25 protein-coding genes are annotated in these 25,032 nt (G+C 73.3%); 6 read left to right on the forward strand and 19 right to left on the reverse strand.

Translation table 11 applies throughout. The features are described 5' to 3' along the window. Window positions 1-7: 7 nt before the first annotated feature. The 15 genes from ACLJPY_RS00370 to ACLJPY_RS00440 all read right to left on the reverse strand — a co-directional run bounded on the left by ACLJPY_RS00370 (window position 8) and on the right by ACLJPY_RS00440 (window position 15,503). Window positions 8-1,003 carry an ABC transporter permease gene (locus ACLJPY_RS00370; RefSeq protein ID WP_410585923.1) on the reverse strand — a complete coding sequence of 332 codons (996 nt, stop codon included), beginning with the start codon at window positions 1,001-1,003 and terminating at the stop codon, window positions 8-10. After that, on the reverse strand, window positions 1,003-1,941 hold the full coding sequence (locus ACLJPY_RS00375; RefSeq protein ID WP_410585924.1) for an ABC transporter permease: 939 nt from the start codon (window positions 1,939-1,941) through the stop codon (window positions 1,003-1,005). Before ACLJPY_RS00375 ends, ACLJPY_RS00370 begins: the two co-directional genes overlap by 1 nt. Window positions 1,942-2,344: 403 nt before the next feature. Further along, the gene (locus ACLJPY_RS00380) at window positions 2,345-3,373 is read right to left on the reverse strand and encodes a P1 family peptidase (RefSeq protein WP_410585925.1); all 1,029 of its coding nucleotides are present in this window, start codon (window positions 3,371-3,373) and stop codon (window positions 2,345-2,347) included. Further along, complete coding sequence (locus ACLJPY_RS00385) at window positions 3,373-4,599, reverse strand: LLM class flavin-dependent oxidoreductase (protein ID WP_410585926.1); 1,227 nt, start codon at window positions 4,597-4,599, stop codon at window positions 3,373-3,375. The genes ACLJPY_RS00380 and ACLJPY_RS00385 overlap by 1 nt, the downstream gene beginning before the upstream one ends. Then, on the reverse strand, window positions 4,596-5,489 hold the full coding sequence (locus tag ACLJPY_RS00390; RefSeq protein ID WP_410585927.1) for an LLM class flavin-dependent oxidoreductase: 894 nt from the start codon (window positions 5,487-5,489) through the stop codon (window positions 4,596-4,598). Before ACLJPY_RS00390 ends, ACLJPY_RS00385 begins: the two co-directional genes overlap by 4 nt. Then, window positions 5,486-6,418, reverse strand: coding sequence for an LLM class flavin-dependent oxidoreductase (locus tag ACLJPY_RS00395; protein ID WP_410585928.1), 933 nt, complete (start codon window positions 6,416-6,418; stop codon window positions 5,486-5,488). Before ACLJPY_RS00395 ends, ACLJPY_RS00390 begins: the two co-directional genes overlap by 4 nt. Beyond that, complete coding sequence (locus tag ACLJPY_RS00400) at window positions 6,415-7,365, reverse strand: LLM class flavin-dependent oxidoreductase (RefSeq protein ID WP_410585929.1); 951 nt, start codon at window positions 7,363-7,365, stop codon at window positions 6,415-6,417. Before ACLJPY_RS00400 ends, ACLJPY_RS00395 begins: the two co-directional genes overlap by 4 nt. After that, window positions 7,362-8,144 (reverse strand): ATP-binding cassette domain-containing protein, encoded by a 783-nt coding sequence (locus ACLJPY_RS00405; protein ID WP_410585930.1) that lies wholly within the window; start codon window positions 8,142-8,144, stop codon window positions 7,362-7,364. The genes ACLJPY_RS00400 and ACLJPY_RS00405 overlap by 4 nt, the downstream gene beginning before the upstream one ends. Then, entirely contained in the window at window positions 8,141-8,938 is a 798-nt protein-coding gene (locus tag ACLJPY_RS00410) for an ABC transporter ATP-binding protein (protein WP_410585931.1), read from the reverse strand. The genes ACLJPY_RS00405 and ACLJPY_RS00410 overlap by 4 nt, the downstream gene beginning before the upstream one ends. Next, window positions 8,935-9,777 (reverse strand): ABC transporter permease, encoded by an 843-nt coding sequence (locus ACLJPY_RS00415; RefSeq protein WP_410585932.1) that lies wholly within the window; start codon window positions 9,775-9,777, stop codon window positions 8,935-8,937. Before ACLJPY_RS00415 ends, ACLJPY_RS00410 begins: the two co-directional genes overlap by 4 nt. After that, the gene (locus tag ACLJPY_RS00420) at window positions 9,774-10,724 is read right to left on the reverse strand and encodes an ABC transporter permease (RefSeq protein ID WP_410585933.1); all 951 of its coding nucleotides are present in this window, start codon (window positions 10,722-10,724) and stop codon (window positions 9,774-9,776) included. The genes ACLJPY_RS00415 and ACLJPY_RS00420 overlap by 4 nt, the downstream gene beginning before the upstream one ends. A 92-nt stretch (window positions 10,725-10,816) precedes the next feature. Next, window positions 10,817-12,364 (reverse strand): ABC transporter substrate-binding protein, encoded by a 1,548-nt coding sequence (locus ACLJPY_RS00425; RefSeq protein ID WP_410585934.1) that lies wholly within the window; start codon window positions 12,362-12,364, stop codon window positions 10,817-10,819. 28 nt (window positions 12,365-12,392) lie between these two features. Beyond that, window positions 12,393-13,196 (reverse strand): alpha/beta fold hydrolase, encoded by an 804-nt coding sequence (locus ACLJPY_RS00430; protein ID WP_410585935.1) that lies wholly within the window; start codon window positions 13,194-13,196, stop codon window positions 12,393-12,395. Next, window positions 13,189-14,475, reverse strand: a complete 1,287-nt coding sequence (locus ACLJPY_RS00435) for a bifunctional o-acetylhomoserine/o-acetylserine sulfhydrylase (protein ID WP_410585936.1) — start codon at window positions 14,473-14,475, stop codon at window positions 13,189-13,191. Before ACLJPY_RS00435 ends, ACLJPY_RS00430 begins: the two co-directional genes overlap by 8 nt. After that, entirely contained in the window at window positions 14,472-15,503 is a 1,032-nt protein-coding gene (locus ACLJPY_RS00440) for an isopenicillin N synthase family dioxygenase (protein ID WP_410585937.1), read from the reverse strand. Before ACLJPY_RS00440 ends, ACLJPY_RS00435 begins: the two co-directional genes overlap by 4 nt. Window positions 15,504-15,726: 223 nt before the next feature. Here ACLJPY_RS00440 and ACLJPY_RS00445 point away from each other — a divergent pair, with 223 nt between their 5' ends. Then, window positions 15,727-16,896 carry a S8 family peptidase gene (locus ACLJPY_RS00445; RefSeq protein WP_410585938.1) on the forward strand — a complete coding sequence of 390 codons (1,170 nt, stop codon included), beginning with the start codon at window positions 15,727-15,729 and terminating at the stop codon, window positions 16,894-16,896. Window positions 16,897-17,221: 325 nt separating this feature from the next. On the opposite strand, the gene ACLJPY_RS00450 is transcribed toward ACLJPY_RS00445, so the two are convergent. Together ACLJPY_RS00450 and ACLJPY_RS00455 are read right to left on the reverse strand one after the other, a co-directional pair. Next, window positions 17,222-18,031 (reverse strand): hypothetical protein, encoded by an 810-nt coding sequence (locus tag ACLJPY_RS00450; RefSeq protein WP_410585939.1) that lies wholly within the window; start codon window positions 18,029-18,031, stop codon window positions 17,222-17,224. 173 nt (window positions 18,032-18,204) lie between these two features. After that, window positions 18,205-18,591 (reverse strand): Dabb family protein, encoded by a 387-nt coding sequence (locus tag ACLJPY_RS00455; RefSeq protein ID WP_410585940.1) that lies wholly within the window; start codon window positions 18,589-18,591, stop codon window positions 18,205-18,207. 68 nt (window positions 18,592-18,659) lie between these two features. Here ACLJPY_RS00455 and ACLJPY_RS00460 point away from each other — a divergent pair, with 68 nt between their 5' ends. Next, window positions 18,660-19,274 (forward strand): TetR/AcrR family transcriptional regulator, encoded by a 615-nt coding sequence (locus ACLJPY_RS00460; protein ID WP_410585941.1) that lies wholly within the window; start codon window positions 18,660-18,662, stop codon window positions 19,272-19,274. A 38-nt stretch (window positions 19,275-19,312) separates the two neighbouring features. On the opposite strand, the gene ACLJPY_RS00465 is transcribed toward ACLJPY_RS00460, so the two are convergent. After that, window positions 19,313-19,936, reverse strand: coding sequence for a TetR/AcrR family transcriptional regulator (locus tag ACLJPY_RS00465; protein ID WP_410585942.1), 624 nt, complete (start codon window positions 19,934-19,936; stop codon window positions 19,313-19,315). A 28-nt stretch (window positions 19,937-19,964) separates the two neighbouring features. Here ACLJPY_RS00465 and ACLJPY_RS00470 point away from each other — a divergent pair, with 28 nt between their 5' ends. From ACLJPY_RS00470 to ACLJPY_RS00480, 3 genes are all read left to right on the forward strand, one after another. Beyond that, window positions 19,965-20,588 carry a nitroreductase family protein gene (locus ACLJPY_RS00470; protein WP_410585943.1) on the forward strand — a complete coding sequence of 208 codons (624 nt, stop codon included), beginning with the start codon at window positions 19,965-19,967 and terminating at the stop codon, window positions 20,586-20,588. A gap of 96 nt (window positions 20,589-20,684) precedes the next feature. Continuing rightward, a complete protein-coding gene (locus tag ACLJPY_RS00475; RefSeq protein WP_410585944.1) occupies window positions 20,685-21,158 on the forward strand; it encodes a nuclear transport factor 2 family protein in 474 nt (157 codons plus the stop codon). Between the two features lie 26 nt (window positions 21,159-21,184). Then, window positions 21,185-21,802, forward strand: coding sequence for a TetR/AcrR family transcriptional regulator (locus ACLJPY_RS00480; protein ID WP_410585945.1), 618 nt, complete (start codon window positions 21,185-21,187; stop codon window positions 21,800-21,802). Between the two features lie 72 nt (window positions 21,803-21,874). Here the strand turns inward: ACLJPY_RS00480 and ACLJPY_RS00485 are convergent, their stop codons facing one another. Next, entirely contained in the window at window positions 21,875-22,747 is an 873-nt protein-coding gene (locus ACLJPY_RS00485; RefSeq protein WP_410585946.1) for an alpha/beta hydrolase, read from the reverse strand. A gap of 110 nt (window positions 22,748-22,857) precedes the next feature. On the opposite strand from ACLJPY_RS00485, the gene ACLJPY_RS00490 reads away from it, so the two are divergent. Beyond that, window positions 22,858-24,771 (forward strand): BTAD domain-containing putative transcriptional regulator, encoded by a 1,914-nt coding sequence (locus ACLJPY_RS00490; protein WP_410585947.1) that lies wholly within the window; start codon window positions 22,858-22,860, stop codon window positions 24,769-24,771. Window positions 24,772-25,032: the final 261 nt, after the last annotated feature.

A 25,032-nucleotide genomic window follows, 5' to 3' on the forward strand; every position in this document is an offset into this window, starting at 1 on the left:
GTCCCTTTCAGACGAGACGTGCTCGCGGATCGAGCGCGCCGTAGCAGAGGTCGACCAGGAAGTTCAGGACCGTGACGAGCAGGGCCGAGAACAGCGTCACCCCGAGCAGCACGGGCAGGTTGAGCGACGCGATCGCGTCGACCAGCAGCCGCCCGACCCCGGCCATGCCGAAGATCCGTTCGGTGATCACCGTCCCGGCCAGCAGGGCGCCGAGGTCGACGCCGAACACGGTGATCACCGGCAGCAGGACGTTGCGCAGCGCGTGCCGGCCGATGACCTTGCGTTCGGTCAGGCCCTTGGCGCGCGCGGTGCGGATGTAGTCCTCGCCGAGGGTTTCCAGCATCTGGCCGCGGGTCAGCCGGGCGTAGATGGCGGCGTGCAGGAACGCGAGCACGAACCACGGCAGCACGAGGTGCCACGCCCACTGCGCGGGGTTCTCGGCCAGCGGCACGTACCCGGACTTCGGCACGACGTCGAGGGCGAAGGCGAAGATCGTGATACCGATCATCCCGGCCAGGTAGGCGGGCATGGAGACCCCGGCCATGGCCGCGGCCATGGTGATCCGGTCGACGGCCGTGCCGCGCCGCAACGCCGACAGCAGGCCGAGGCCGACACCGGCGACGATCCAGATCGCGGCCGCGCCGAGCGCGACGGAGAAGCTGACCTCGATCCGGCCGCCGATTTCGCTGAGCACGTCGACGTTGTTCTGGAAGTCCCAGCCGAAACACGGTGCCGTGCAGTGGATCGCCGCGGCGCCGGTGCCGAACGTGCGGCCGCCGACGATCCCGCCGAGGAACTCGAAGAACTGCCCATACCACGGGACGTCGTAGCCCATGAACTCCCGCGCGAGCTGCAGGCCTTCCGGTGAGCACGGGCGGCCGCAGGCCATCCGGGCCGGGTCGGCGGGCAGGACGTAGAACACCACGAACGTCACGAAGGCGACGATGAGCAGGACCAGCAGCATCCCGGCGAACCGGGTCGCGGCGAAGCGCGCGGTACGCATCAGGCCGCACCCCCGGAGCGCGGGTCGAGGGCGTCGCGGATCGCGTCGCCGACGACGTTGAACGCCAGGGTGATCAGGAACAGCAGCAGCCCGGGGAAGACCAGGTACATCGGGTCGGTCTCGAAGAAGTCGATGGCGGTGCTGATGGTGTGGCCCCAGCTCGGCGTCGGCGGCAGCACGCCGACGCCGAGGAAGGACAGCGCGGCCTCGCTGCCGATCATCGACGGGATGGCCAGGCTGGCGACGACGATGACCGGCGCCCAGAGGTTGGGCAGCAGTTCCTTGGTGAACACGTGCCACGGCCCGCCGCCGACGACCCGGGCCGCGGCGACGAAGTCGCGCTTGGCGAGCGTCAGCGCCTGGGCCCGGACGATCCGGGCCACGCGCGGCCACCCGAACAGCCCGAGCACGACGATCAGCGTGACCTGGCGCGGGAAGTCGACCGGCAGGACCGCGCCCAGCGCGATCATGAAGATCAGGTACGGGAAGCCGAGGATGACGTCGGCGGTCCAGGTCACCAGCCGGTCCCACCAGCCGCCGAGGTAACCGGCGCTCACCCCGAGCAGGACGCCGAGCGCGGTGCCCAGCACCGTCGCACCGAGGCCGACGAGCAACGAGGTGCGCGCGCCGTGGGCGACGAGCGCGAAGAGGTCGACGCCGGTCAGCGGCTCGACGCCGAACCAGTGCTTCCCCCTCACCCCGCCCAGCGCCCCGGCGGGCAGCCCGGTCGGGCCGAGCGTGGTGATGTCCGGGTTCAGGCTCTGCCCTTCGAGGAGGACGAACAGGTCGGCCCCGGCGGCGAGCAAGCCGATGACGACGATCAGCAGCGCGCAGACGGACGTCCACCGCCCGGAGCGGACGGCACGCCACACCGCGGCCGGCAAGGAACGTGCCGCGAGGGCCGGGACACCGGTGGGTGTCGGCGGAGGGTTGACCACAGCACCTTCAAGGTTCAGCCGATCGAGTGATGTTCAGGACCTTAAGGAAGTTCCCCTCGCGAACCCAGTGATCGATCCACCGTCCCACAGTATGGACGGCAAGTCGCCGACCGCGGCGGACATTCGTGCCCGTATGCCCGGTTTCCGCCCACTGGGCGGACATCGGAGGCGCAACGCTGCCCCGCCACCGCGGCCTGGATCGCCACTCCGGCACGACCAGGCGACCGCGGTCCCCCGCTAGACCGCGTTCCGCCACGTCGGCCATTCCGGGATGCCGCCCTTCCGCGCGGGCGCGGTGCCTGCTCGAATTCCGCGCGGCCGATCCGCAATCAGGCCGCGCCCGACGCCCGAGCCCGGCGGGCCGTCGTGGACTCGCCCGGGACCGGCACGAGGCGGCCGGGCGTCACCCGGCCTCGGGGTACAGCTCGCGGTAGGCCGCGATGTGACCCCAGTCCGTCGTCACCGACTCCGCCGCCAGCACGGCGTGGACGATCGCGCGGGCGAAGGCGTTCGACGCGGCCGCGAACAGCTCCGGGGTCGCGCCGGTGGCGCTCGTGCCGGTGGCGACCCCGAACACCGTGTCGCCGTCGGCGATGCCGTGGGCCGGGCGGACCGCCACCGCGAGCCCGTCCTGGCCCGCGCCCGCCAGGCGGTACGCCGCGCCCGCGTCGAGGGACGCGCTGGTCGCGACCACGCCGATCACCGTGTTCAGCGGGGTCCGGGCGTGCCGGTCGCGCGTGGACGCCGCCAGCCGCTCCCGCACCGCCGCGCGGGCGGCTTCGTCCGGCGCGTTCAGCGGGAACTCCCGCCAGGCCGTGCCCCGGCGGGAAGTCGCGCCCAGCGCGTACCCGTAGGGCAGCCCGGACGCCGGGTCCACCGCGGGGTGGTGGGAGTTCAGGACGGCCAGTGCGGCGACGACCGTGCCGTCCGGCAGGACCGCGCTCGCGGTCCCCACGCCGCCTTTCATCTCCGCGCTGACCGCGCCGGTCCCGGCGCCGACGTTGCCCTGGGCCACCGGACCGCCGTCGGCCGCGCGGACGGCTTCGGCGCCGAGCTCGCCGTGCGGGCGGGCGTGGAAGTCCCCGCCGCGGCCGAGGTCGAACAGCGCCGCGGCGGGGACGACGGACGTCGTCTCGGGCCGGTGCTCGGCCAGCCAGTCGAGGACGCCGCCGGCCGCCGCGAGACCGAACGCGCTGCCGCCGGTGAGCGTGATCGCGCCGACGGCCGGGGCCGGGTGGCGGGGGTCGAGGGCGGCGGTGTCGCGGGTGGCCGGTCCGCCGCCGCGCACGTCGACGGAGACCACCGCGGCCGGCGGCAGCACCACCACGGTGGTGCCGGTCAGCGCGCCGCCGCCGATGCGGGTGGCGTGGCCGACGCGCAGGCCCGGGACGTCGGTCAGGGCGTTGTGCTCGCCCGCGGTGTCAGGTGCCATCAGGAAGGTCCGTACCTCGAGGTCGGTCGGCGCAGGCCGAGGTGATCACGCAGCGTCGTCCCGTCGTACCCCGCCCGGAACAGGCCACGACGGCGCAGGATGGGCAGCACCAGCTGGACGAAGTCGTCGAGCGTACCGGGCAGGTACGGGAAGACGAGGGTGAACCCGTCGGCGGCGGGGGCGCCGAACCAGCGTTCGATGTGGTCGGCGATCTCCTCCGGCGGACCGACGACCGTGCCCGAGTCGTCGCTGATCTCGGCGGCGAGCTGCCGGATCGTGCGTCCCCGCTGCCGGGCCCGGAGGTAGACGTCGAGCTGCGTGCTCTTCGACTGGTTGGACTCGGGCAGCTCCGGCAGCGGCCCGTCGAGCGGGTGGCCGGTGAGGTCGAAGCCGCCGAGCAGGTAGGCCAGGTGCGCCAGCGCCACCTGCGGTGGCATCAGCGCGCGCAGGGTGTCGCGCTTGGCTTCGGCGGCGGCGCGGGTTTCCGCGGTGATGACCGAAAGCGCCGGGAACACCTTGAGCTCGTCCGGGCTCCGGCCGAAGGACGCGGCGCGGTCCTTGATCTCGGCGTAGAACTCCGTGGCGCGCGCCAGGTCCCGCTGTCCGGAGAACACGACTTCGGCCACGCGGGCGGCGAACTGCTTGCCCGCTTCCGAAGCACCGGCCTGCACGATCACCGGCCGCCCCTGCGGGGGCCGGGCGATGCTCCGCGGGCCCGCGGTGTCCCAGAGGCCGGTGACGACGTCGAAGAACTCCTCCGCCCGTGCGTACCGGTCGGCGTGGCCGACGTGGGCGTCCCGGCCGAAGTTGAGCGCCTCGCCGTCGTTGAGCGACGTGACGACGTTCCAGCCCGCGCGGCCGCCGGAGATGTGGTCGATCGAGGCGAACGTCCGCACCAGGTGGTACGGCTCGTTGTAGGTGGTGGAGGCGGTCGCGATCAGGCCGATGCGGCTGGTCACCGCGGCGAGCGCGGCCAGCAGCGTGGTCGGCTCGAACGAATCGTTCACCACCGACACGCGCGACAGCACGTCCTGGCTCTCCAGCGGGACACCCACGAGGTCGGCGAAGAAGACCGCGTCGAACTTCGCTGCTTCCGCCGTACGGGCGAAGGACAGCACGGTGTCGAAGTCGACGCCGGCGTCGGCCCGGGTGTCCGGGTGCCGCCAGGCCGCGAGGTACTCCCCCGGCGGCTTGAGGAACGCCGTCAAGTGCAGCCGCCGGGTCATCGCGACACCTCCGGGCGGGCGAGGCCGAGGTTCTCCCGCAGCGTCTTCCCGTGGTAGCCGTCGGGGACCAGGCCGCGACGGCGCAGGATCGGCACCACCTGCTGGACGAAGTCGATGGCCGGGCCGGGGAGGTGGGGGAACGACACGGTGAACCCGTCGGCGGCGCCCTCGGTGAACCACTGCTGCATCCGGTCGGCGAGCTGCTCCGGTGGGCCCGCTTCGAGCGGGGACAGCGGTGCCCACACGCGGATCTGCGCGGGGTTGCGGCCTGCCGCCTCGACCGCGGCCCGGATGGCAGTGGCGGTGGCGGCGTCCGGCCGGGCAACGAGGAACACGTCGCCGTGCCGGGCGGCGAACCCCGGGTCGGTCCCGGTCACGAACACGACCGGATGTCCCTGCGGTGGCCGGGAGATGGTGAGCGGGCCCCGGACGCGGAAGTGCTCCCCGTGGTGCTCGGGGGTTCGCAACTGGTCCGGGTCGTAGTAGCGGGCGCCGGCGACGTCGCGGATCATGGCCTGGTCCGAGAAGCTGTCCCACAGCTGCCGGACGACGTCGACGAACTCGTCCGCACGGCGGTGGTCCTCCCCGGGGCCGGGGTTCCACCCGGCCCGGCCGTGGGACAGGTGGTCGAGCGACGCGAACTTCCGGGCGATGTGGAACGGCTCGTGATCGGTCGTCGCCGCGGTGCCGACCAGTCCGATGTGGCTGGTCACCGTGGACAGTGCGGACAGCAGGGACAACGGCTCGAACTGCTCGGCTCGGTCGTCGGCGGCGAAGAACGCGTCGAACCGGCCGCGTTCGAGCAGCCGGGCCAGCTCGGCGTGGAAGGCGAAGTCGAGCCGGCCGCCGGAGCCGTCCACGAGCGCGCCCAGCGCGAGGAACCGGGTCACGGCCGCCACCCCAGCTCCGGGGCGATCTTCGTGGCGATGGTCTCCAGCCGGTCCAGTGCCTGGCCGAGCGTGGAGCTTTCGGCCTGGACGGCCACGATCAGGTGGGTACCGGGCCCGGCGAAGACGGGGTCGGCGCGCAGCGATTCGACGATGTCCTCGTGCGTGCCGTGCTGGACGTTCATCAGACGCAGCAGCTCGGTCAGGCCGATGTCCTCGTGCGGCGCCCAGCCCGCGCGGACGTGCAAGGACCGGTACCGGGCCACGTCGGCTTCCAGCTGCGCGGCGGCGGCCGCCCGGCTGGGGCCGGGGAAGACCCCGCGGACCGCGGCGATGCGCGGGGTGTCGGGCCCGGCGGCGAGGTAGGCCGCCGCCAGTCCGGCCTGGACCCGGTCGGCCGGTCCGACGCCGAGCAGCAGACCGCGGCCCGAGACGGCGGCGTCGGTGAGCACCTGCGGCCGCAGGCCGGACTCCCACAGCCGTTCGCTGAGCTGGTAGCCGGTGAGCGCCTCGGCGAGGGTGCGGAGGTTGCGGTCGTAGTCGCCGTGGCGGTTTCCGGCGTCACGGCCGAAGACGGCGAAGTCGTCGGGAGCCGGTGTCCCGCTGCCGAGCCCGAGTTCCAGGCGGCCGCCGGAGAGGGCGTCCAGGACGACCGCGTCCTCGGCCAGCCGCACCGGGTCCTCCAGCGGGAGCACGGTCACGGCGGTGCCGAGGTGGATCCGCCGGGTCCGCTCGGCCGCCGCCGCGAGCAGCACCAGCGGCGACGGCAGCCGGCCGTGCTCGGCCTGGAAGTGGTGCTGGGCCACCCAGCCGGACTGGTAGCCGAGTTCTTCGGCGGCGACGAACAGCTCGACCAGGTCGCGGTAGAGCTGCCCGGCGGGCACCCCGCCTTCGCCGTGGACGTGGGTCAGGAAGCCCAGGTGGAAGGTCATCGCCGCCACCCGAGAGCCGGGGCGATCTCGGTGGCGATCACCCGCAGGCGTTCGACGTCGGCGTCCACATCGGACAACTCGTGCTGCACCACGGGCAGGAACCAGCTGTCCGGGTTCAGGAACTCGAGCAGCGCCGGATCCGCGTGCAGGCTCTCGACGACCTCTTCCGGGCGGCCGTGGTGGACGTTGGTCCGGGCCAGGTGCTCCTCGGTGCTCAGCCCGGTCAGCTCGGCGAAGTTCCGGCGGTGGACGTCCAGCGCCGGGGCGAGGTCGTCCTGGGCGGCTCGGCGGTCCTTCGCCGGGAACACCGCGCGCACGATGCCGAAGCGGGGCCGGACCGACGCCGCCGCGTACGCCTCGGCGAGCGGACGCTGCACCTTGCGGGGGTCGTGGACGGCGGTGCCGAGCAGCAGGCCGTCGCCGTGGCGGCCGATCGCCGCCGCCCGGGTGACGTCCGAGGTGGCCTGCCAGAGCCGGTCGCCCAGCGTCGGCGCGGGCGGCTGGAGGACCGAACCGCCGAGGGCCAGCCGGAGTGTGCCGAGGTTGTCGTCGTGGAGCCGGTGGCGGTGGGCGGGGTCGTGGCCGAACCGGGCGAACGCCTCGGTGTTGGCCCCGCCGGTGCCGAGGCCGAGTTCGAGCCCGCCGCCGGTCAGCGCGTCGAGGACGGCCGCGTCCTCGGCGAGCCGGATCGGGTCTTCCAGTGGCAGCACGGTCACCGCGGTGCCCAGCCGCAGCCTCGGCGCCCGGGCCGCCACCGCGCCGAAGAACACCAGCGGCGAGGGCAGCCGGCCGTAGTCGGTGCGGAAGTGGTGCTGGGCGACCCAGCCGCCGTCGAACCCGAGTTCCTCGGCCGCGGCGAACACGGTGAGCAGGTCGCGCAGGACCGTGCGCAGGTCCTGACCGGGCCCGTGGACGTGGGTGAGGAACCCGAGCTTGAACGCGCTCATCCGACCTCCTCCGGAAGCTGGGGCACGGCGTCGAGCAGGGCCCGGGTGTAGGGGTGCTCCGGCGCGGCGAGGACGTCGGCGGTAGGGCCCTGCTCGACGGCGACGCCGTCCTTGAGCACCAGCAGCCGGTCGCAGAGCTGCTGGACCACGCCGATGTCGTGGGACACCAGGACCAGCGACAGGCCCATCGTGTCCGCCAGCCCGGCGACGAGGTCGATGACCTGCGCGCGGACGGCGGCGTCGAGGGCCGAGAACGGCTCGTCGCCGACCAGGACCTTCGGCCGCGGCGCGAGCGCGCGGGCGAGCGCGATCCGCTGCCGCTGGCCGCCGGAGAACTCGTGGGGGTAGCGCCACGCGGCGTCCGGCTCCAGGCCGACCGCGGTGAGGATCCCTGCGACGCGTTCGTCGTGGTTTTCCTTGATCCGCAAGCATTCCAGGGGCTCGGCGACGATGTCCCGCACGAGCGTGCGGGGGTTCAGCGAGCTGTACGGGTCCTGCAGCACCACCTGCACCTCGCGGCGGAACCACGTCAGGTCGCGCCCGGCGACCGCCCGCCCGCGGTAGCGCACCGACCCGGCGTCGGCCCGCTCGAGGGCGAGCAGCAGCCGCAGCAGCGTCGACTTGCCGGAGCCGGACTCGCCGACGATCCCGAGCCGGCCGCCGTCTTCGAGCGTCAGGCCGACGTCCCGGACGGCGTGCCGGTGCCGGGCCGGTTCGAACAGCCGGCCGCGGGGCAGGCGGTAGGACCGGTGCAGGCCGGTGGCCTCGAGCAACGTCACGGGGTCACCTCCCGGGAACGGCGGAACGCGCCCGCCCGGGCGACGTCGAGCAGCGCGCGGGTGCCGGGGTGCCGGGGTGCCCGCAGGACGTCGGCGAGCGTGCCGTCCTCGAGCAGCCGGCCGCCGCCGAGCACCAGCACGCGCCGGGCGACCTGGGCGAGCACCGCGAGGTCGTGCGTGATGAACACCAAGGCCGTGCCTTCCTCGGCGACCAGAGCGTCCAGCAGCCGGAGGATCTCCGCCTGGACGGTCACGTCGAGCGCGGTCGTCGGCTCGTCCGCGAGCAGCACCGACGGGCGGCAGGCGAGCGCGATCGCGATGCCGACGCGCTGCCGCTGTCCGCCGGAGAGCTGGTGCGGGAACGCCCGGACGGCGTGCCCGGGATCGGGCAGTCCGACCTTCCCGGCGAGGGCGACGGCTTCGGCCGCGGCCGCTTTGCGGGTCAGGCCGCGGTGCGCGCGCAGGGGTTCGGCGATCTGCCTCCCGACGCGCATCAGCGGGTTCAGCGCGGTGCGCGGGTCCTGGAACACCATGGCGATCCGCTCGCCGCGCACGGCCGACAACGCCCGGTCCGGGCGGCCGAGCAGTTCCGTGCCGTCGAGCCGGACGCTGCCGCGGACGGTCATCCCGTCGGGCAGCAGGCCGAGCACGGCCAGCGCGGTGAGCGACTTGCCGGAGCCGGACGCGCCGATCAGGCCGACCCGCTCCCCCGCGTCCACGGTGAACGAAATGTCTTCGAGAAGCGTCCGCGTTCCGATGTGGACGGTCAGGTCCTCGACCTCCAGCAGGCTCATCGCGTCGTCACCAGCCTCGGGTCGGTCGCGTCGCGCAGGGCGTCGCCGAGGAGGTTGAAGCCGAGCACGGTCAGCGCGACGGCGAGGCCGGGCCAGATCACCAGCAGCGGCCGGGCGGCGAGGTAGGCCTGTTGTTCGTGGAGCATGCCGCCCCAGGACGGCGACGACGGCGAGCTGCCGTAGCCGAGGTACGTCAACGCCGCCTCGGCCAGCACCGCCAGGGCCATGACCAGGGACAGCTGGACGATCAGGGTGGGCGCCAGCGTCGGCAGGAGGTGCCGCCGGACGATCCGGCCGGTCCGCGCGCCACCGGCCCGGGCGGCGAGGACGTAGTCGCTGCCGAGTGCGGCGGTCAGCTCGGCGCGGGCGACCCGGGCCACCGCGACGCCGAACCCGATGCCGATCGCGGCGACGACCGTGGTCAGCGAACTGCCGTAGACGGCCGCCAGCACCATCGCGAGCAGCAGCACCGGGAACGCCACGAGCAGGTCGATCAGCTGGACCACCCCGGCGCCGACCCAGCGCGGGGTGAGCACGGCCAGCAGGGCCAGCACCAGCCCGACCACGGTCGCGACGGCCGCCGACGCCACCGCGGCGACCAGCGTCTCGCGGGCACCGGCCAGCAGCTGGCTGAACTGGTCGTGGCCGATCCGGTCGGTGCCGAGCAGGTGCCCGCCCCGCAACGGCAGCAGCCACGCCTGGCCCGGGTCGGTGGCCTGCGGGTCGAACGGCGTCCACCACAGCGAAACGACCCCGGCCAGCACGAGCGCGGCCACCACGACCAGGCCGAAGACGCCGCCCGGCCGCCGCAGCAGCGGCCGCCACGCGCGGCGGATCACCGCGGCTCCCGCAGGCGCGGGTCGATCAGGCGGTGGACGACGTCGACCGCGAAGCCGATCACCAGCACCGCGGCGACGACGAGGAACACTTCGCCCTGCACCTTCACCAGGTCGCGGTTGCCGACGTCCCCGACCAGCATGCTGCCCACCCCGGGCAGGGTGAACACGCGCTCGACGACGACCGCGCCGACGATCAGCGTCGCCAGCTGCAGGCCGAGGATCGACACCACCGGCAGGGCGGCGTTGCGGAAGCCGTGCCGCCGCAGCGCCTGCCCCTTCGTGAGCCCCTTCGCGCGGGCCGCCCGCACGTAATCCGCGTCGAGGACGCCGAGCACGGCCGAGCGGACGAACCGCAGCAGCACCGCGCCTTCGGACAGGCCGAGCGCGACCCACGGCAGCACCAGGCTGCGCAGGGCGAGCCCGGGTGAACGCCAGCCGTCGACCGGGAAGCCCTGGGCGGGCAGCCAGCCGAGTTCGACCGAGAACACCAGTACGAGCACCAAGCCGAGCCACAGCGTCGGCACCGCGATCCCGGCCTGCGACAGCGCGCTGATGCCGGTCCCGATCGGGCCGCGCCGCCGGACCGCGGCCCAGGTGCCGAACGGCACCGCGACCGCGAGGGCCACGACGACCGCCCCGGCTACCAGCGGCGCCGTCACCTGCAGCTTCCGGCCCAGCTCGCCGGTGACCGACGTGCCGTTGAGCTGGGAGCGGCCGAAGTCGCCGTGCAGGACGCCGGTCACCCAGGAGCCGAACTGGGCCGGCAGCGGCCGGTCGAGCCCGAGCTCCGCGCGGATCGACGCCAGCTGCTCCGGGGTGGCCCGGAAGCCGCCGATGGTGGCGGCGACGTCGCCCGGCAGCAGCCGGAGCAGGACGAACACGAGCACGCTCGCGATCGCCAGCGCGACCACCAGCAGCCCGGCCCGGCGGAGCAGGAACAACGTCATCTCAAAGCCTCATTCTGGTTAGGCCGGCGCCACGGTCCACAGCTCGCCCGCCTGCGGCGAGCCTCGCGCCGGCCGACGGCTGAATGAGGCTTTCACTTGCCGACCGCGAGGTTCGCCAGTGGGAAGCGGTTGCTGGTCTCGGCCTTCGGCACGCCGAAGACGCCCTTGCGGACCACCGTGTGGGCCTCGCTGAGGAACAGCCAGTCGCTCGCCGCGTCGGTGGAAATCTGCTTCGCGACCTGCTTGAGCAGCGTGTCACGCTCGGCGTCGGTCGCGGCGGTGCGCGCCTGGCCGTACCACTGCTGGACCTGCTTGTCGTCGTAGCCGAAGTAGTACGCGGGCTTGGTGTAGTTGGCGATGTCGCGCGCTTCGGCGTGGTCGACGAGGCTGAGCTGGAAGTCGTGGTTCTTGAACACCTGCGACAGCCACGCCGGGAACTCGACCTGCTTCACCGCGAGCGTGACGCCGACCTGCTTGAGGTCGGACACCAGCACGTCGGTGATCGACGTCGGGTAGATCGACGGCACGTCGAGGGTCAGCTGCAGGCCGTTCGCGAAGCCCGCCTTGGCGAGCAGCTGCTTCGCGCTGCCGGGGTTGTAGGCGTCGATCGAGGTCAGGTCCTCGTACCACGGGTCCTGCGGCGGGACCGAGCTGCCGATGACCGTGCCGGCACCGACCGCCTTGACGATGTCCTGCTTGTTGATCGCCTGCCGCAGCGCGTGCCGGACGTCCGGGTTGGTGAACGGCGCCTTCGTGCCGTTGAAGGTGAGGGTGTACTTGTCGGTGGTCGTGCCCTTCAGCACCGAGAAGGCGTCACCCGAGGTGAACGGCTGCAGCAGCGTCGGATCCGCCGCGGTCTCGACGTCGGTCTGCCCGGTCTGCTCGGCGTTGTTGGCCGCGTTGGTCTCGGTGATGTAGTGGAAGACGACCTTGGCGACCTTGGGCTTGGCGCCCCAGTAGGCGTCGTCGCGCTGGAAGGTGATGGACGAGCCGCGGTTCCACTGGGCGAGCTTGAACGGGCCGGACCCGTTCTCGGCGCCGTCCAAGGTGGCGAAGTCGGTGCCCTTCTTGAACACGATCCCGCCGCGCTGGGTCAGGTTCCACAGCAGGAAGGTGTCGCGGGTCTTCAGTCCGATGCGGACGGTCGCGGGGTCGGGTGCGGTGACGTCGGCGATCGACGCGAACTCCGCGCCGTAGACGGCCTTCGAGCCGGGCGCGGTCTGCTGCTGCAGCGACCAGACGACGTCGGCGCTGGTCAGCGGCGAGCCGTCGTGGAACTTCGCGCCGGAGGCGAGGTGGAAGGTGTAGCTCAGGCCGTCGGGTGCCTGCTCCCACGACGTCGCCAGCTGCGGGACGATCTTGTCCTTCTCCTCGGGGTTCACCGAGACCAGGTTCTGGTAGACGTTGTCGAGCAGGACCTGGTCGAGCGCCGCGCCGGACGTCGAGAAGATGTTGAGGCTGGACGGTTCCAGCACCAGCCGGACGTTCACGGTCGCGGCGGTGTTCAGCTGGTCCTCCGGCGGCGTGGCCGCCTGCGCGGAGGTGCCGGCGGCGGGATCGGCGGCGCCGCCCGTGCCGCACGCGGTCGCGGCCAGTACCACCGCGACCAGCGCAGCAGGGATCGAAACAAGGCGTCGCATCGTTCTCCTCGGGGACGGGGTCTGCGGTTCAGCCGCGGACGTGCTCGGCGGCGAACTCGGCGAAGACGCGGTACACGTCTTCGCGGTCGAGCTCGTTCAGGATGTTGTGGCGGTCTTCGGGGAAGACGACGGCTTTCGCGTCGGGCAGCAGCGCGGCCGCCCGCAGGGCCCCGGCGGCCGGCGCGAGGTCGTCGTCCGCGCCGTGCAGCAGGAGCACCGGCAGGTCGAGTTCCGGCAGGACAGCAGCCACCCGGGGCGCTGCTTCGCCGAGGGCACGCAGCGTCTCCAGGCGCAGGCCGCCCTGCCAGGTGAGCGGGTCGTCGCGGATCTGCTGGGCGTAGCCGGGGTGGCGGGTCAGCTCGCCGGGGTCCTTGCGCAGGTCCCACGGGTCGATTCCGCTCGCCAGCAGCGCGACCAGGCCGCTCGACAGGTCGGGCACCAGCGACGAACCGGCGAGCACCAGCGCGGCCGGACGCTCCGGCAGGCGGCCTTCGCCGACGAGCAGGGTCGCCACGGTCGCGCCCAGCGAGTGTCCCGCGACCACCAGCGGCAGTCCCGGGTGCGCGTCCCGGGCGAGGCCGATGAGGGTGGCGGCGTCGGCGACGAGGTCGTCGACCGACTCGATCAGGACGCGCTCGCCGTCGCTGCGGCCGTGTCCGGCGTGGTCGAGCGCCCACAGCGCGAACCCGGCGCCGGTAAGCGCTTCCGCGAGCGGTTCGTAACTGCCGATGTGCTCGCCGAGGCCGTGGAAGAACACGACCAGCGCCTGCGGTTCCGCACGTGTCCAGTGTCCATAGTGGATCTTCCCGCGGCTTCCGGCGAACTCAGCCATCGCTGCCCTCCAGTCCGTGCGCCAGGTCGGCCAGGAGGTCGTCGACGCCTTCCAGGCCGACCGACAACCGGACCAGGCCCGGCGTGACCCCGCTGGCCCGCTGCTGCTCGTCGTCCAGCTGGGCGTGCGTCGTGGACGCCGGGTGGATCACCAGGCTGCGCACGTCGCCGATGTTGGCGAGGTGGCTGAACAGCCGCAGCCGGTCGACGAACCGCCGTCCGGCGGCGAGACCGCCGGTCAGCTCGAAGGCGACGACCGCTCCGACGCCGAGCGAGAGGTACCGCTTGGCCGCGTCGTGCCACGGGCTGCCCGGCAGCCCGGCGTAGTGCACCGCCTCGACCTCCGGGCGTTCGGCGAGCCACGCGGCGATCGTCCTGGCGTTCTCGACGTGCCGTTCCATCCGCAGCGACAGCGTCTCGATGCCCTGCAGGAGCAGAAAACTGTTGAACGGCGAGACCGCCGGGCCGAGGTCGCGGACGAGCTTGGTGCGCAGCCGCAGTGCGTAGCCCAGCTCGCCGAACTCCTCGGCGAACACGAGGCCGTGGTAGCTGGGATCCGGCTTCGTCAGCTGCGGCCAGCGCCCGGGATCGGCGGTGTAGTCGAACTTCCCGCCGTCGACGACGATGCCGCCGATGCCGGTGCCGTGGCCGGAAAGGAACTTCGTCGTCGAGTGCACGACGACGTCCGCGCCGTGTTCGAGGGGCCGGGCGAGGTAGGGCGTCGGGACGGTGTTGTCGACGACCAGCGGCACCCCGGCGGCGTGCGCGACCTCGGCGACCGCGCTGATGTCGAGCACGTTGCCGCGCGGGTTGCCGACGGTCTCGGCGTAGAGCGCTTTGGTCTCGGGCCGGATCGCGGCGCGCCACTCGGCCAGGTCGTCGGGATCGCGCACGAAGCCGACCGCGATGCCGAGGTCGGCGAAGGTGTAGGCGAGCAGGTTGTAGGTGCCGCCGTAGAGACTGGCCGCCGCGACGACGTGGTCGCCGGCGCGGGCGATGTTCAGCAGCGCCAGCGTCGACGCGGCCTGGCCGCTGGCCACCGCGACCGCGGCGACCCCGCCTTCGAGGTCGGCGAGCCGTTCCTCGACGACCGCGGTCGTCGGGTTGGACAGCCGCGTGTAGGCGTGGGTTTCCAGGTCACGCAACGCGAACGCTTCGGCGGCGTGGTGGGCGTCGGTGAAGGTGAACGACGTGCTCTGGTAGATCGGCGTCGCGCGGGCCCCGGTCGCCGGGTCCGGGCGGGCGCCGGCGTGGATCTGCCGGGTCTCGAACGCGGTCATCCGCGCTCCGCCAGGACGTCGCTCCACCAGCGCTCGGCCACCTTCGGGTGCGACCGCAGCCAGCCGACCAGCGCGTTCTCCCCGAAGGCCGCGTGCAGCGGGTTGTCGGCGTCCTGACTGACGCCCTTGGCTTCGGCCGCCAGCTCCGCGGGGAGTTCGAGGGGCTCGACGACGGCGTCGAGCCGCGGCCCGAGGAAGAACGGCACCGAAAACCGCTCCACCCCGGCCGGCGGGCTGACCACCCGGTGGTGCGTCGCCTTCAGGTACCCCTGGGTGGCGATCTCCAGCATCTCGCCGATGTTGAACACGAAGCTGCCCGGGATCGGCGTGGCGTCGATCCAGCTGCCGTCGGCCGCCCGCACCTGCAGGCCACCCACCTCGTCCTGCTGCAGCAACGCGAGGTAGCCGTAGTCCTTGTGCGCCCCGACGCCCTGGTCCTGCTCCGCCGACGGCCGTCCCGGGTAGCGGACGATCTTGACGTGCGTGGACGCCTCTTCGTCGAACCACGCGTCGAAGTAGCCTTCGTCCTGCCCCAGCGCGGCCGCGAGCGCACGCAGCACCTCACGGCTGACGCGCAGGGCTTCGGCCTGCCAGGCCAGGGTCGTTTCCCGCAGTCCGGGAAGCGCTTCCGGCCACTGGTTGGGGCCGATCAGGCGTTGCCACGCGGGACCGCCGGGCGCGACGGGCTCCCGTTCGGGACCGATGTCGATCTGCTCCCGCCAGTCGGGGGTGCCGCCGGTGTACTCGTACCCGGTCCGGGTGTAGCCGCGGAACTGCGGCGAGTGGATGTTCTCGATCGCGAGCCGCTCCTCGACCGGCAGCGCGAAGAAGTCCTTGGCCACGGCGAAGATACCGCTGGTCAGCTCGTCCGGCACGCCGTGCCCGACGACGTAGAAGAAGCCGACCTCGTGCGCCGCCCGCCGCAGGCCGGCGAGGAACGCGGGCCGGTCGGCGGCGGGGTCGCGGAAGCGCGAGATGTCGATCAGCGGCAGAGCGGTGGCCGCGCCGGGTTCGTCGAGCGTCGTCACGTCGGGCAGCCTAAGCCGCCCCGGCAGGCGGGACGGGTGTTCCCACATCGCGGACAACGCCGGGCCGTGGCCCACCTCGCGGGAACCTCCCTTCGTAGGTAGGAACCGCGCACCGCGGAATCGCAAATCCCGGCGCAAAAACGCAAAAAGCCGCCGCTGCCGAGAAAACACGCGCGACCTTAGTTTCGGTGTGGCGAACGTCCCCTTCCCCGAGGAGCACGAAATGCGAGCAGCGAGATTCACCGGAGCCGTGGTCGGCGTGGCGGCGGCCGTCGTCCTCACCGCCGTCACCCCGGCCCAGGCGGCGGAGGGCGTGGTGCTCGGCACCGCCGACGCCGGCGCCGTCCCCGGCAGCTACATCGTCGTCCTGAAGGACAACGCGAAGAACGCGGACAGCGGCGACCTGGCGCGGCGCTACAGCGGCACCGTGAGCCGGGTCTACGCGCGGAGCCTCGCCGGGTTCTCCGTGCAGCTGGACGAAAAGCACGCCAAGCGCCTCGCGGCCGACCGCGCGGTCGCCTTCGTCGAGCAGGACAAGACGGTGCACGCCGAAGCCGTGCAGCAGAACCCGCCGTCGTGGGGCCTGGACCGGGTCGACCAGCGCACCCTGCCGCTGAACAACCAGTACAGCTACTCGACCACGGCGTCGAACGTGAACGTCTACGTGCTCGACACCGGGATCCGCGCAACCCACCAGACCTTCGGCGGCCGGGTGCACCAAGGCTACGACTTCGTCGACAACGACACGAACGCCGACGACGGCTACGGGCACGGCACCCACGTGGCCGCGACGATCGCCGGCGCGCAGTACGGGGTCGCGAAGGGCGCCCAGCTGTACCCGGTGCGCGTGCTCGGCTCCGACGGCAGCGGCACTATTTCGGGCGTGATCGCCGGTGTCAACTGGATCACGTCCAACGCCAGGAAGCCGGCGGTCGCGAACGCGAGCCTGGGTGGCGGGGTCTCGACCGCGCTCGACACCGCGGTCCGCAACTCGATCGGCTCCGGGGTCACCTGGACGGTCGCCGCGGGCAATTCCAATGCCAACGCCTCGACCTCCTCGCCCGCCCGGGTCGCCGAAGCGATCACGGTCGCCGCGGCGGACAAGACGGACACCCGCGCATCGTTCTCCAACTACGGCGCCGGCGTCGACCTGTTCGCACCGGGCGTGGGCATCACCTCGGCGTGGAACACGAACGACACCGCCACGTACACGGGCAACGGCACTTCGTTCGCGGCCCCGCACGCCGCCGGCGCGGCGGCGGTCTACCTCGCCACGCACCCCGCTGCGACCGCTGCGCAGGTGAGCCAGGCGCTGGTCGACGCGGCCACGCCCAACCTGGTGAAGAACCCGGGCAGCGGGACGCCGAACCGGACCCTGTACATCGCCCCCTGACGCCGCAACCGGAAAGGAGGGCGGGGCCCCGGCGAGCGCGCCGGGGCCTCGCCCGTGTCCGCGGGTTGCAGCGGATCTCGTTCCCGACCGGCCGCGTCGGCCTCCGCGACTCGCGCCGGAGCCCGGCGGTGTCAGCGGTTCTTCGCAGCCCCCCGACCCGGCCCAGCTAGCACGCCGGGCGCCCCGCCCGAAATCACGACTCGCAGCCGATTCCACCCGGCCGCGCCAGCCCCGGCGAGCGCGCCGAAGCCCACCCGCACCCGCAGCTCGCAGCCCACCCCGACCCGACCGGCCCCGGCGAGCACGCCCGGCGCCCCGCCCGCATTCAGGGCTCCCAGCGGATCCCCACCCGGCCCGCCGCGTCGGCCTCGGCCACGTGCACGGTCCCGCCGGAGTCCGGCAGCAGCTCCCGGGCCGGATCGCCGTCGTGGAGCCGCACACAGCGCGCCGGGAGTTCCGCGAAACGGGCTTCCAAGAGGTAATCCCGCACCGGGTGGTCGAAGACGCGCACGAACTCGCGAGCGACCGGCCGGTCCGGGAACGTCGCCCCGTACTCGACGATGACCGACTCGCCCACCGCCGGCGCGGCGTCCAAGACCAGTTCCGCGGTCAGCCGGCTCCGGTCGAGGTCGTGCTCGACGCTGCCGACCCGGCAGTTTCGGTCCGCGACGATCTTCGGCGTCACGCCCGGTGAAACGTCCCATCGCACCGGCCAGCGTTCCGCTCCGGCCTCACCGGCCCGCAGGACCACCCGGGCCCGCACGGCCGCGAGGTTGCCGCGCTCGTCGATGTCCGCCTGGTCGTGCTGGCTCAGCGCGACGAGCCCGGCCGGCCGGCCGTGACCCCGCGGCCGCGGCGGCCCGAGGAGCGCGCCGAGCGAGCCGGACGGCAGCTCGAGGAGCTGCTCGAGTCCCGCGAGGACGCGCAGTGACTCGGCGCGTTCCGGGCGCCGTCGGCCCGACTGCCACAGGCTCAGCGTCGGCACGCTGACCGTCAGGCCCCGGCGGGCCAGGCGGTGGCGGATCCGGTCCAGCGACAGCCCGCTCTGCCCGATCGCGGCGCGCAACGCGGCCGGGAACGGGCCCTGGGTGAGCAGGCGGTCGAAGTCGGCCGGGCGGGCGGCGACGGGACGCATGGGGACTCCTGGAGGACGGATCGGTCGCGGAGACACGCTCAGCGACAACAGACCCGGCTCACCGGCGCCGTCGACCACGGTCGTGTGAGTCTCCGTCCCGTTGCCATGCACCGAAAGTAAGAAGGCGTGCGTGCACTGTCAACGATGTCCGGAATCTGAACTCCGTCCGGAAGTCAGCCCGGGATCGCGTTCAGCTGCCTGTCCCAGTCCGGGTACTTCGCGAGCTTCGCGCGGTGCAGGGCGGCGATCTTCGCGCCGGTGTCCGGGTCGGCGTCGTCGGTGAACCGCACCGCCGACAGCCGCGCCAGCCGCGGCAGGATGACGTCGTCCCCCGCCAGGTGCACCGGGTCGTGCAAGTACCGCTCCAGCGCGTCGACGTCTGCGACGCCGACGCAGTAGGCGTGCGTGAAGCCCTCGGCCGGATCGCCGAGGTCCCGCCCGACGGTGCCGAACGCGGCGGCCTCGACACCCGCCGTCCGCCGCATGGCTTGGAGGACGGCTTCGCGCTCGCTGCCGGTGACGTCGTCACGGAAGCGGAACCGCAGCAGGTTGACGATCATGAGAGCCTCCCAGAGTGAACCAGTGAGTTCAAATTAGCGAACCCATCGGTCCGTTGTAAACTACGCCTATGACCAGAGTGCGCGGCCGGATCGACAAGCGGGAGGCGATCCTCGAGGCCGCGTTCGCCGTCTTCGCGCGGGTCGGCTACGAGGCGGCGAACGTCCAGGAGATCGCCGCCGAAGCCGGCGTCGCGAAACCCACGGTCTACAACCACTTCCAGGACAAGGAAGCCCTGTTCCGCGCGGCGCTCGCCGCTGCGGCGGAGCAGGTCGCGGCAGCCAACCTCGTGGCGGTCGGGCGCATCACCCCGGGTGACGACCCGCGGCGGACCCTCACGCGCGCGGCCCGTGCCCTGGCCCGCCGTTGCTGCGACGAGCAGTCCCGCGCCTTGCGGACGCTCACCCTTGCGCAGCTGGGCCGCTTCCCCGAGCTGCTGACGGACGTCCACGCGGTCACCGCCGGACGGCTGGGCGACGCACTGGCGGACCGCCTCGCCCGGCTGGTGGTCGGCGGCCGGCTGCGCCAGTGCGACCCCGCGCTCGTCGCGGAGCAGTTCCTCGCCTTGCTCACCGGGCCGCTCGAGGGCCGCTCCCGGCTCGGCACCCGCCGTCTTCCGGCGGCCGAGATCGACGCGGTCGCCGACCAAGCCGCCGAGACGATCCTGCGGACCTTCGGCGCCTGAGCCCCGTCAGGTCGGCGCCACCACCCGAGTCTCCGGCGTCACGCCTGGCGCAGCCCGCCGATCAGCAGGTCCAGCTGGTACTCGAAGTCCTGCACGCAGTCGCCCGCCACCAACGCGGGCAGCACGCGGTGCAGGCTCGGCAGTTCCTCCGCCGTCACCATCCGGCGGAAGTACGCCACGACCGGCTCGTCCCGTACCGCCGGCGCGCCGGTCCCGGCGGTGCCCGTGAGCACCGAGCCGAACAGCATCCCCAGCAACGACCGGTAAGCCCGCGCGGCGGCCCGCTCGTCCAACCCCGCGTCGAGCAGTGCCGCCAGGAGTGCGTCGATCACCCGCAACGCCCCCGCCGAACGCGGGTTCGCGTCCTGCGCCGCCAGCGCCCGCACGACGACCGGATGCCGCGTGAAGCTCGCGTGCAGCCCTTCGGCCAGCGCCTGGAGCCGCGCGTCCCACGGCAACGCGGGATCCGGCAGCGACACCTCTTCGAAGACCCGGGCGGTGAGCCCGTCCAGCAGGTCACCCTTGTTCTCGACGTGGTTGTAGAGCGACATCGCCTCGACGCCGGCCGCCGCGGCGACCTTGCGCATCGACAACGCGGCCATGCCCTGCTCGTCGGCCAGCCGCAATGCCGTGTCGAGAACTTTCTCGCGAGTCAGCGCCATACTTACAGTGTACGCATACACTGTAAGTATGGACGCCGAAACCGTGCTCACCACCACCCGATCCGTGCGCCGCAAGCTCGACCTCGACCGCGAAGTGCCCCAGCACGTGCTCGACGACTGCCTGCGCATCGCCCAGCAGGCACCCGCGGCGGGCAGCATGGCCGCGCAGTTCCGCTGGCTGCTCGTCCGCGACGCGGACACCAAAGCCGAGATCGCCGCCCACAACCGCGAAACCGCCGAAGCCGCCTGGGAAAAATACGGCCACCTCGTCGAAGAACGCGCGCTCGCCTCCGCCCGGCACCTCGTCCGCAACCTCGAACGGGTGCCGGTCCTGGCCATCCCGTGCATGCTCGGCCGCCCGCCGGCCGACGCCTTCACGCAATCCGCGTACTTCGGCTCCGCCTACCCGGCGATCTGGAGCTTCCAGCTCGCCCTGCGCGCCCGCGGCCTCGGCAGCTCCATCTGCGGCTACCACCTCCAAGACCACGAAGCCGACGTGGCCGAGCTGCTCGGCATCCCGGACGACGTGACGCAGATCAGCCTGCTCGCCGTCGCCTACACGACCCAGCGCGACTTCCGGCCCGCCGCGCGCCCGGACCTCGAAGACATCACCTACCTCGACACCTGGGGTGCGCCTGTCCTCCGCCGTTAAGCGCCGAACCGGATCCGCGTTTGATTTTAGCGACAGTCCGTCGTAATCTTCACGACAGACTGTCGCATCCAAGCGACGGCTGACGAGGGGAACCCCATGACCGCGCTCAGCGATCGCGCCGAACTCATCGAGCTGCTCGGCCGGTACGCCGACATCGCGGACCTCAAGGAGTTCACCGAGCTGCCCGGCCGCGTCTTCACCGACCCGCTGACGCTCGACTTCGGGTCCGTCGCCGACGTCCCGCCGATGACCGTGCCGCTCGCCGGCTACGTCGAAAACCTCCGCGGCGCCTTCGCCTTCTACACGGCCACGCACCACGCGATCACCGGCCACGTCATCGACGTCGACGGTGACCGGGCGACGGTCCACGCGCACGTCCGCGCCGACCACTGGGTCTCCGGCGAATTCGCCGCCGGTGGACCGAACCACTGGCTGGTGGTCGGTTTCTACGACAACGAGGCGGTCCGGACGGCGGACGGCTGGCGCCTCGACCGCGTCAAGCTGACCTCGACGCACCAGGAGAACCCCCACCTGTCGAGCGTCGCACTGGCCACGGCGCACGCCCGCTGACGCGCGGGCGATGGGAAGCTGAGCCGGTGCCACGGATCCGGGGAGCCAGCATCGAGGCGCACCACGAGGCCGTGTGGGCGGACCTCGTCGCGGCGACGAGGCAGGTGCTGCGCGAACGCGACTACGACTCGATCACCATGGGCCACATCGCGGAGCGGGCGGGACTCGCGCGCAACACGCTGTACAACTACGCCACCGACAAGAGTGCGCTGGTCCTCGCGCTGACGCAGCGCCTGGCCCGGCCCGCCGTCGAGCGGGTGGCCGCGATCGCGGCGCGGTCGGCGGACCCGGCCGCGCAGCGGCTGCGCGAGATCATCGTGGCCGTCCTGGAGGCGTTCAACGACCCGGTCCTGCAGCTGGTGTTCCGCCCGGCCGCCGGCCTGCCGTTCGCCGAACCGCCGAAGGGCCCGGACAGCCCGTTCCACGCGATCGTCGTCGAGGTCGAGAACGTCGTCCGGGCCGGCATCGAGCGGGGCGAGTTCCGCGACGTCGGCGATGTGCAGCTGACGGTGGAGCTGCTGTCCGGGGTGATGCGGTCGGGCGCCGAGCGCATCGGCCGCGATCCGGCCGCCTTCGCGGCCACCGACCGCGCGGCGCAGGAGCTCATCCTTTCGGCCCTGACCCACCGCCCGGCCACCGGCTGACGGTCCCGCGATCAACGGCGGCCGGTACCGGAACCACCGGCGAACCGCGGGCGGATCAGCGCGGCGCCCGGTTCAGCGGGTCAGCAGGTCCTGGATCGCCGCCGCGATCTCGGCGGGGGCTTCCTCGGCCATGAAGTGCCCGGCCCGGGTCAGCCGGTGGTCGAGGTCCGGCGCCCACGCGCGCCACACCGCGGCGGCGTCGTAGCCCAGCTGCGCGCCCCAGTCCTGCTGGACGACCGTCACCGGCATGGCCAGCTGCGAGCCGGCGTCGAGGTCGGCTTGGTCGTGCTCGACGTCGATGCCCGCCGAGGCGCGGTAGTCCGCGACGATCGAGGGCACCGCGGCGGCGCTCGCGCGCAGGTACTCGGCCCGCACCTCGGGCGGGATCGCGGCCGGGTCGTTGGCCCAGGCCTCGAGGAACGAGCCGAAGAACGCGTCCGCACTGGCCGCGATCATCGTCTCCGGCAGGCCGGGCGGCTGGGCCATCAGGTACAGGTGGTAGCCGACCGCCGCCGAGACGCCGTGCAGGACGTTCCACATGTCCAGGGTCGGCACCACGTCGAGGATGCCCAGGTGCGTGACGGTCTCGGGGTGGTCGAGGGCCGCCCGGAAGGCGACCAGGGCGCCCCGGTCGTGCCCGACGAGGGCGAAGCGCTCGTGGCCGAGCGCCGCGGCTAGCGCCACGACGTCACCGGCCATCGTGCGCTTCGCGTACACGCTCGGGTCGGTGGCCGCCGGCTTGGCGCTGGCGCCGTAACCCCGCAGGTCGGGGCAGATCACCGTGTGCTCGCCGGCCAGCCGCCCGGCGACGTGCCGCCACATCAGGTGCGTCTGCGGGAAGCCGTGCAGCAGCACGACCGGGCTGCCGCTGCCGCCGACGGCGGCCGCCAGCTCCACGCCGTCCGCCACGGGCACGCGGAGGTGGTCGAACCCGGGAAAAGTCATCGAAGGCCGTCTTTCTGGTCGGGAAGGGAACGAACCCAGCCTGGGTGACGCCGATCAGCAACGGATCAGTGCGAGGAGCGCGGCCGGGGACCGGCGCCGATGATGGGGGCATGCGAATCGACGTGCTGGGTGCCGTGCGGGCGCGGCACGACGACGGGAGCCCGGTGGACCTGGGCGGCCCCCGTCACCGCGAAGTGCTCGCCCGGCTCGTCGCGGCCGAGGGGCGGCTGGTCACCACCGACACGCTCGTCGACGACCTCTGGACCGATCCCCCGGTCCGGGCCGTGGGCGCGCTGCGGACGTTCGTCGCTGCCCTGCGCCGCGCCGTCGAGCCCGGCCGGCCGCCCCGCACCCCGCCACGGGTGATCATCACCGAAGGCCCCGGTTACGCGCTGCGCCTGCCGCGCGAAGACGTCGACGTCCACCGGTTCGAGGACGTCCTGGCCCGGACCCGGCGCGCTCCCGGCGCCGTGACCGAGCTCAGCGCGGCACTGGCGGCGTGGCGAGGACCCGCCTACGCCGATGTGCCGGATTCCGCGTGGGCTCGGCGCGAGCGGACGCGGCTGGAGGAGCTGAGGCTGACCGCGGTGGAGCTGCGCGCCCGCGTCCTCCTCGACGCGGGCGGCGGCGGCGACCTGGTCGCCGAACTCGGCGCCCACGTCGCGGAACACCCGTGGCGCGAGCCGGCCTGGGCGCTGCTGGCCCGCGCCTTGCACCGCGCCGGACGTCAGGCGGACGCGCTGGCGACCCTCCGTCGCGCGCGGGCGATGCTCGTCGACCAGCTCGGGCTCGACCCCGGCGCCGAACTCCAGCGGTGGGAAACCGAAATCCTGAACGGGACCCCGGCGCCGTGGACCGGGGCCCGGTTCGGCCCCCGCACCACCGTGGACCTCGCGCGCACCCTCGCGTTCGCGGGCGGCGACGCGCTCGTCCGTTCGCGACGCGACCGCCTCACCGCGATCCAGGCGGCCGAACGCACCGGAGACCTCGCCCTGACGGCCCGGATCATCGGCGCCTACGACGTGCCCGCGATCTGGAGCCGGGCCGACGACCTCGAGCAGTCCCGCGCCGTCGTCGCGGCCGCCGAGCGCACGCTCACCGCGCTCGGCTCCGACGCCCCGGCCGACCTGCGGACCCGTCTCCTGGCCACGGTCGCCGTCGAGAGCCGCACCGCCGAGCTCACCGCCGCCGAGCGGAACCGCGCCCAGCAGGCGGCGGCCGAAGCCGCGGCACTGGCCCGCCGCCTCGGCGATCCCCCGCTGCTCGCGTTCGCGCTCAACGGGGTGTTCCTGCAGTCCTTCACCCGCCCCGGCCTGGCGGCCGTCCGCGACCGGATCGGCGTCGAGCTCCTCGACCTCACGACCCGGCACGACCTGCCGGCCTTCGCCGTGCTGGGCCGCCTCGTGCGCCTGCAGTCCGCGTCGGCCGCCGGCGACCTCGAGACCGCGGCCGCGCACGCCACGGCGGCCGAACGGCTCGCCGCCACCGCCGAGTCACCGCTGGTCGCCGTCCTCACCGCGTGGTTCCGCGCCCGGGCGAGCGCCACCCGCAGCACCGAACCGGGCGGGCCGTCCCCCGCGACGGCCGCCGCGCAGTACCGCGCCGCCGAGGACGCCCTCCGGACGGCGGGCATGCCCGGGCTGCACCGCGGCCTGTTCCCGCTGGCGCTGCTCGGGTTGCGCCTGATGCACGGCCGAGCCGCGCCCGGCGATCCGCACCTCGACTGGGGCCCGTACCGCCCGTGGACCGAGCCCCACGTGCTGCTCGCCCAAGGCCGGCGGCAGGAGGCCCGCGACGCTCTCGCGGCCGCCCCCGAACCACCGCGCGACCACCTGCAGGAGGCGATGTGGTGCCTGACCGCCCACGCTGCCGCGCGCCTCGGCGAGCGCGGGATCGCGGCGGCCGCCGGGGAAGCCTTGCGCGACGCGACCGCCGAACACGCCGGCGCGGCAAGCGGAATGCTGACGCTGGGCCCGGTGGCGCGGTACCTGACCGAAACCGAGTCCCGCGCCCGCGCGCGCTGAGCGAACCCGAGGTAGCGGTCGCCATGCCTCACCGCATCGGGCCGTGCCCCGTCGCTCACCCGGGTGGTCGTCCGACCGCAGCAGCCGACGCCGGTGCGCACACCCGCGTCCCCACGGTTTGGAGCACCCGGTGTGGCGCGGTACCTGACCGAAGCCGAGTCCTGCGCCCGCGCGGGGTGAGCGAACCCGAGGCGGCGGACGCCATGCCTCACCGCATCGGGCCGCGCACCGTCGCTCACCCGGGTGGTCGTCCGACCGCAG

The organism is Amycolatopsis sp. lyj-23 (genome assembly GCF_046549135.1).
Lineage (GTDB): Bacteria > Actinomycetota > Actinomycetes > Mycobacteriales > Pseudonocardiaceae > Amycolatopsis.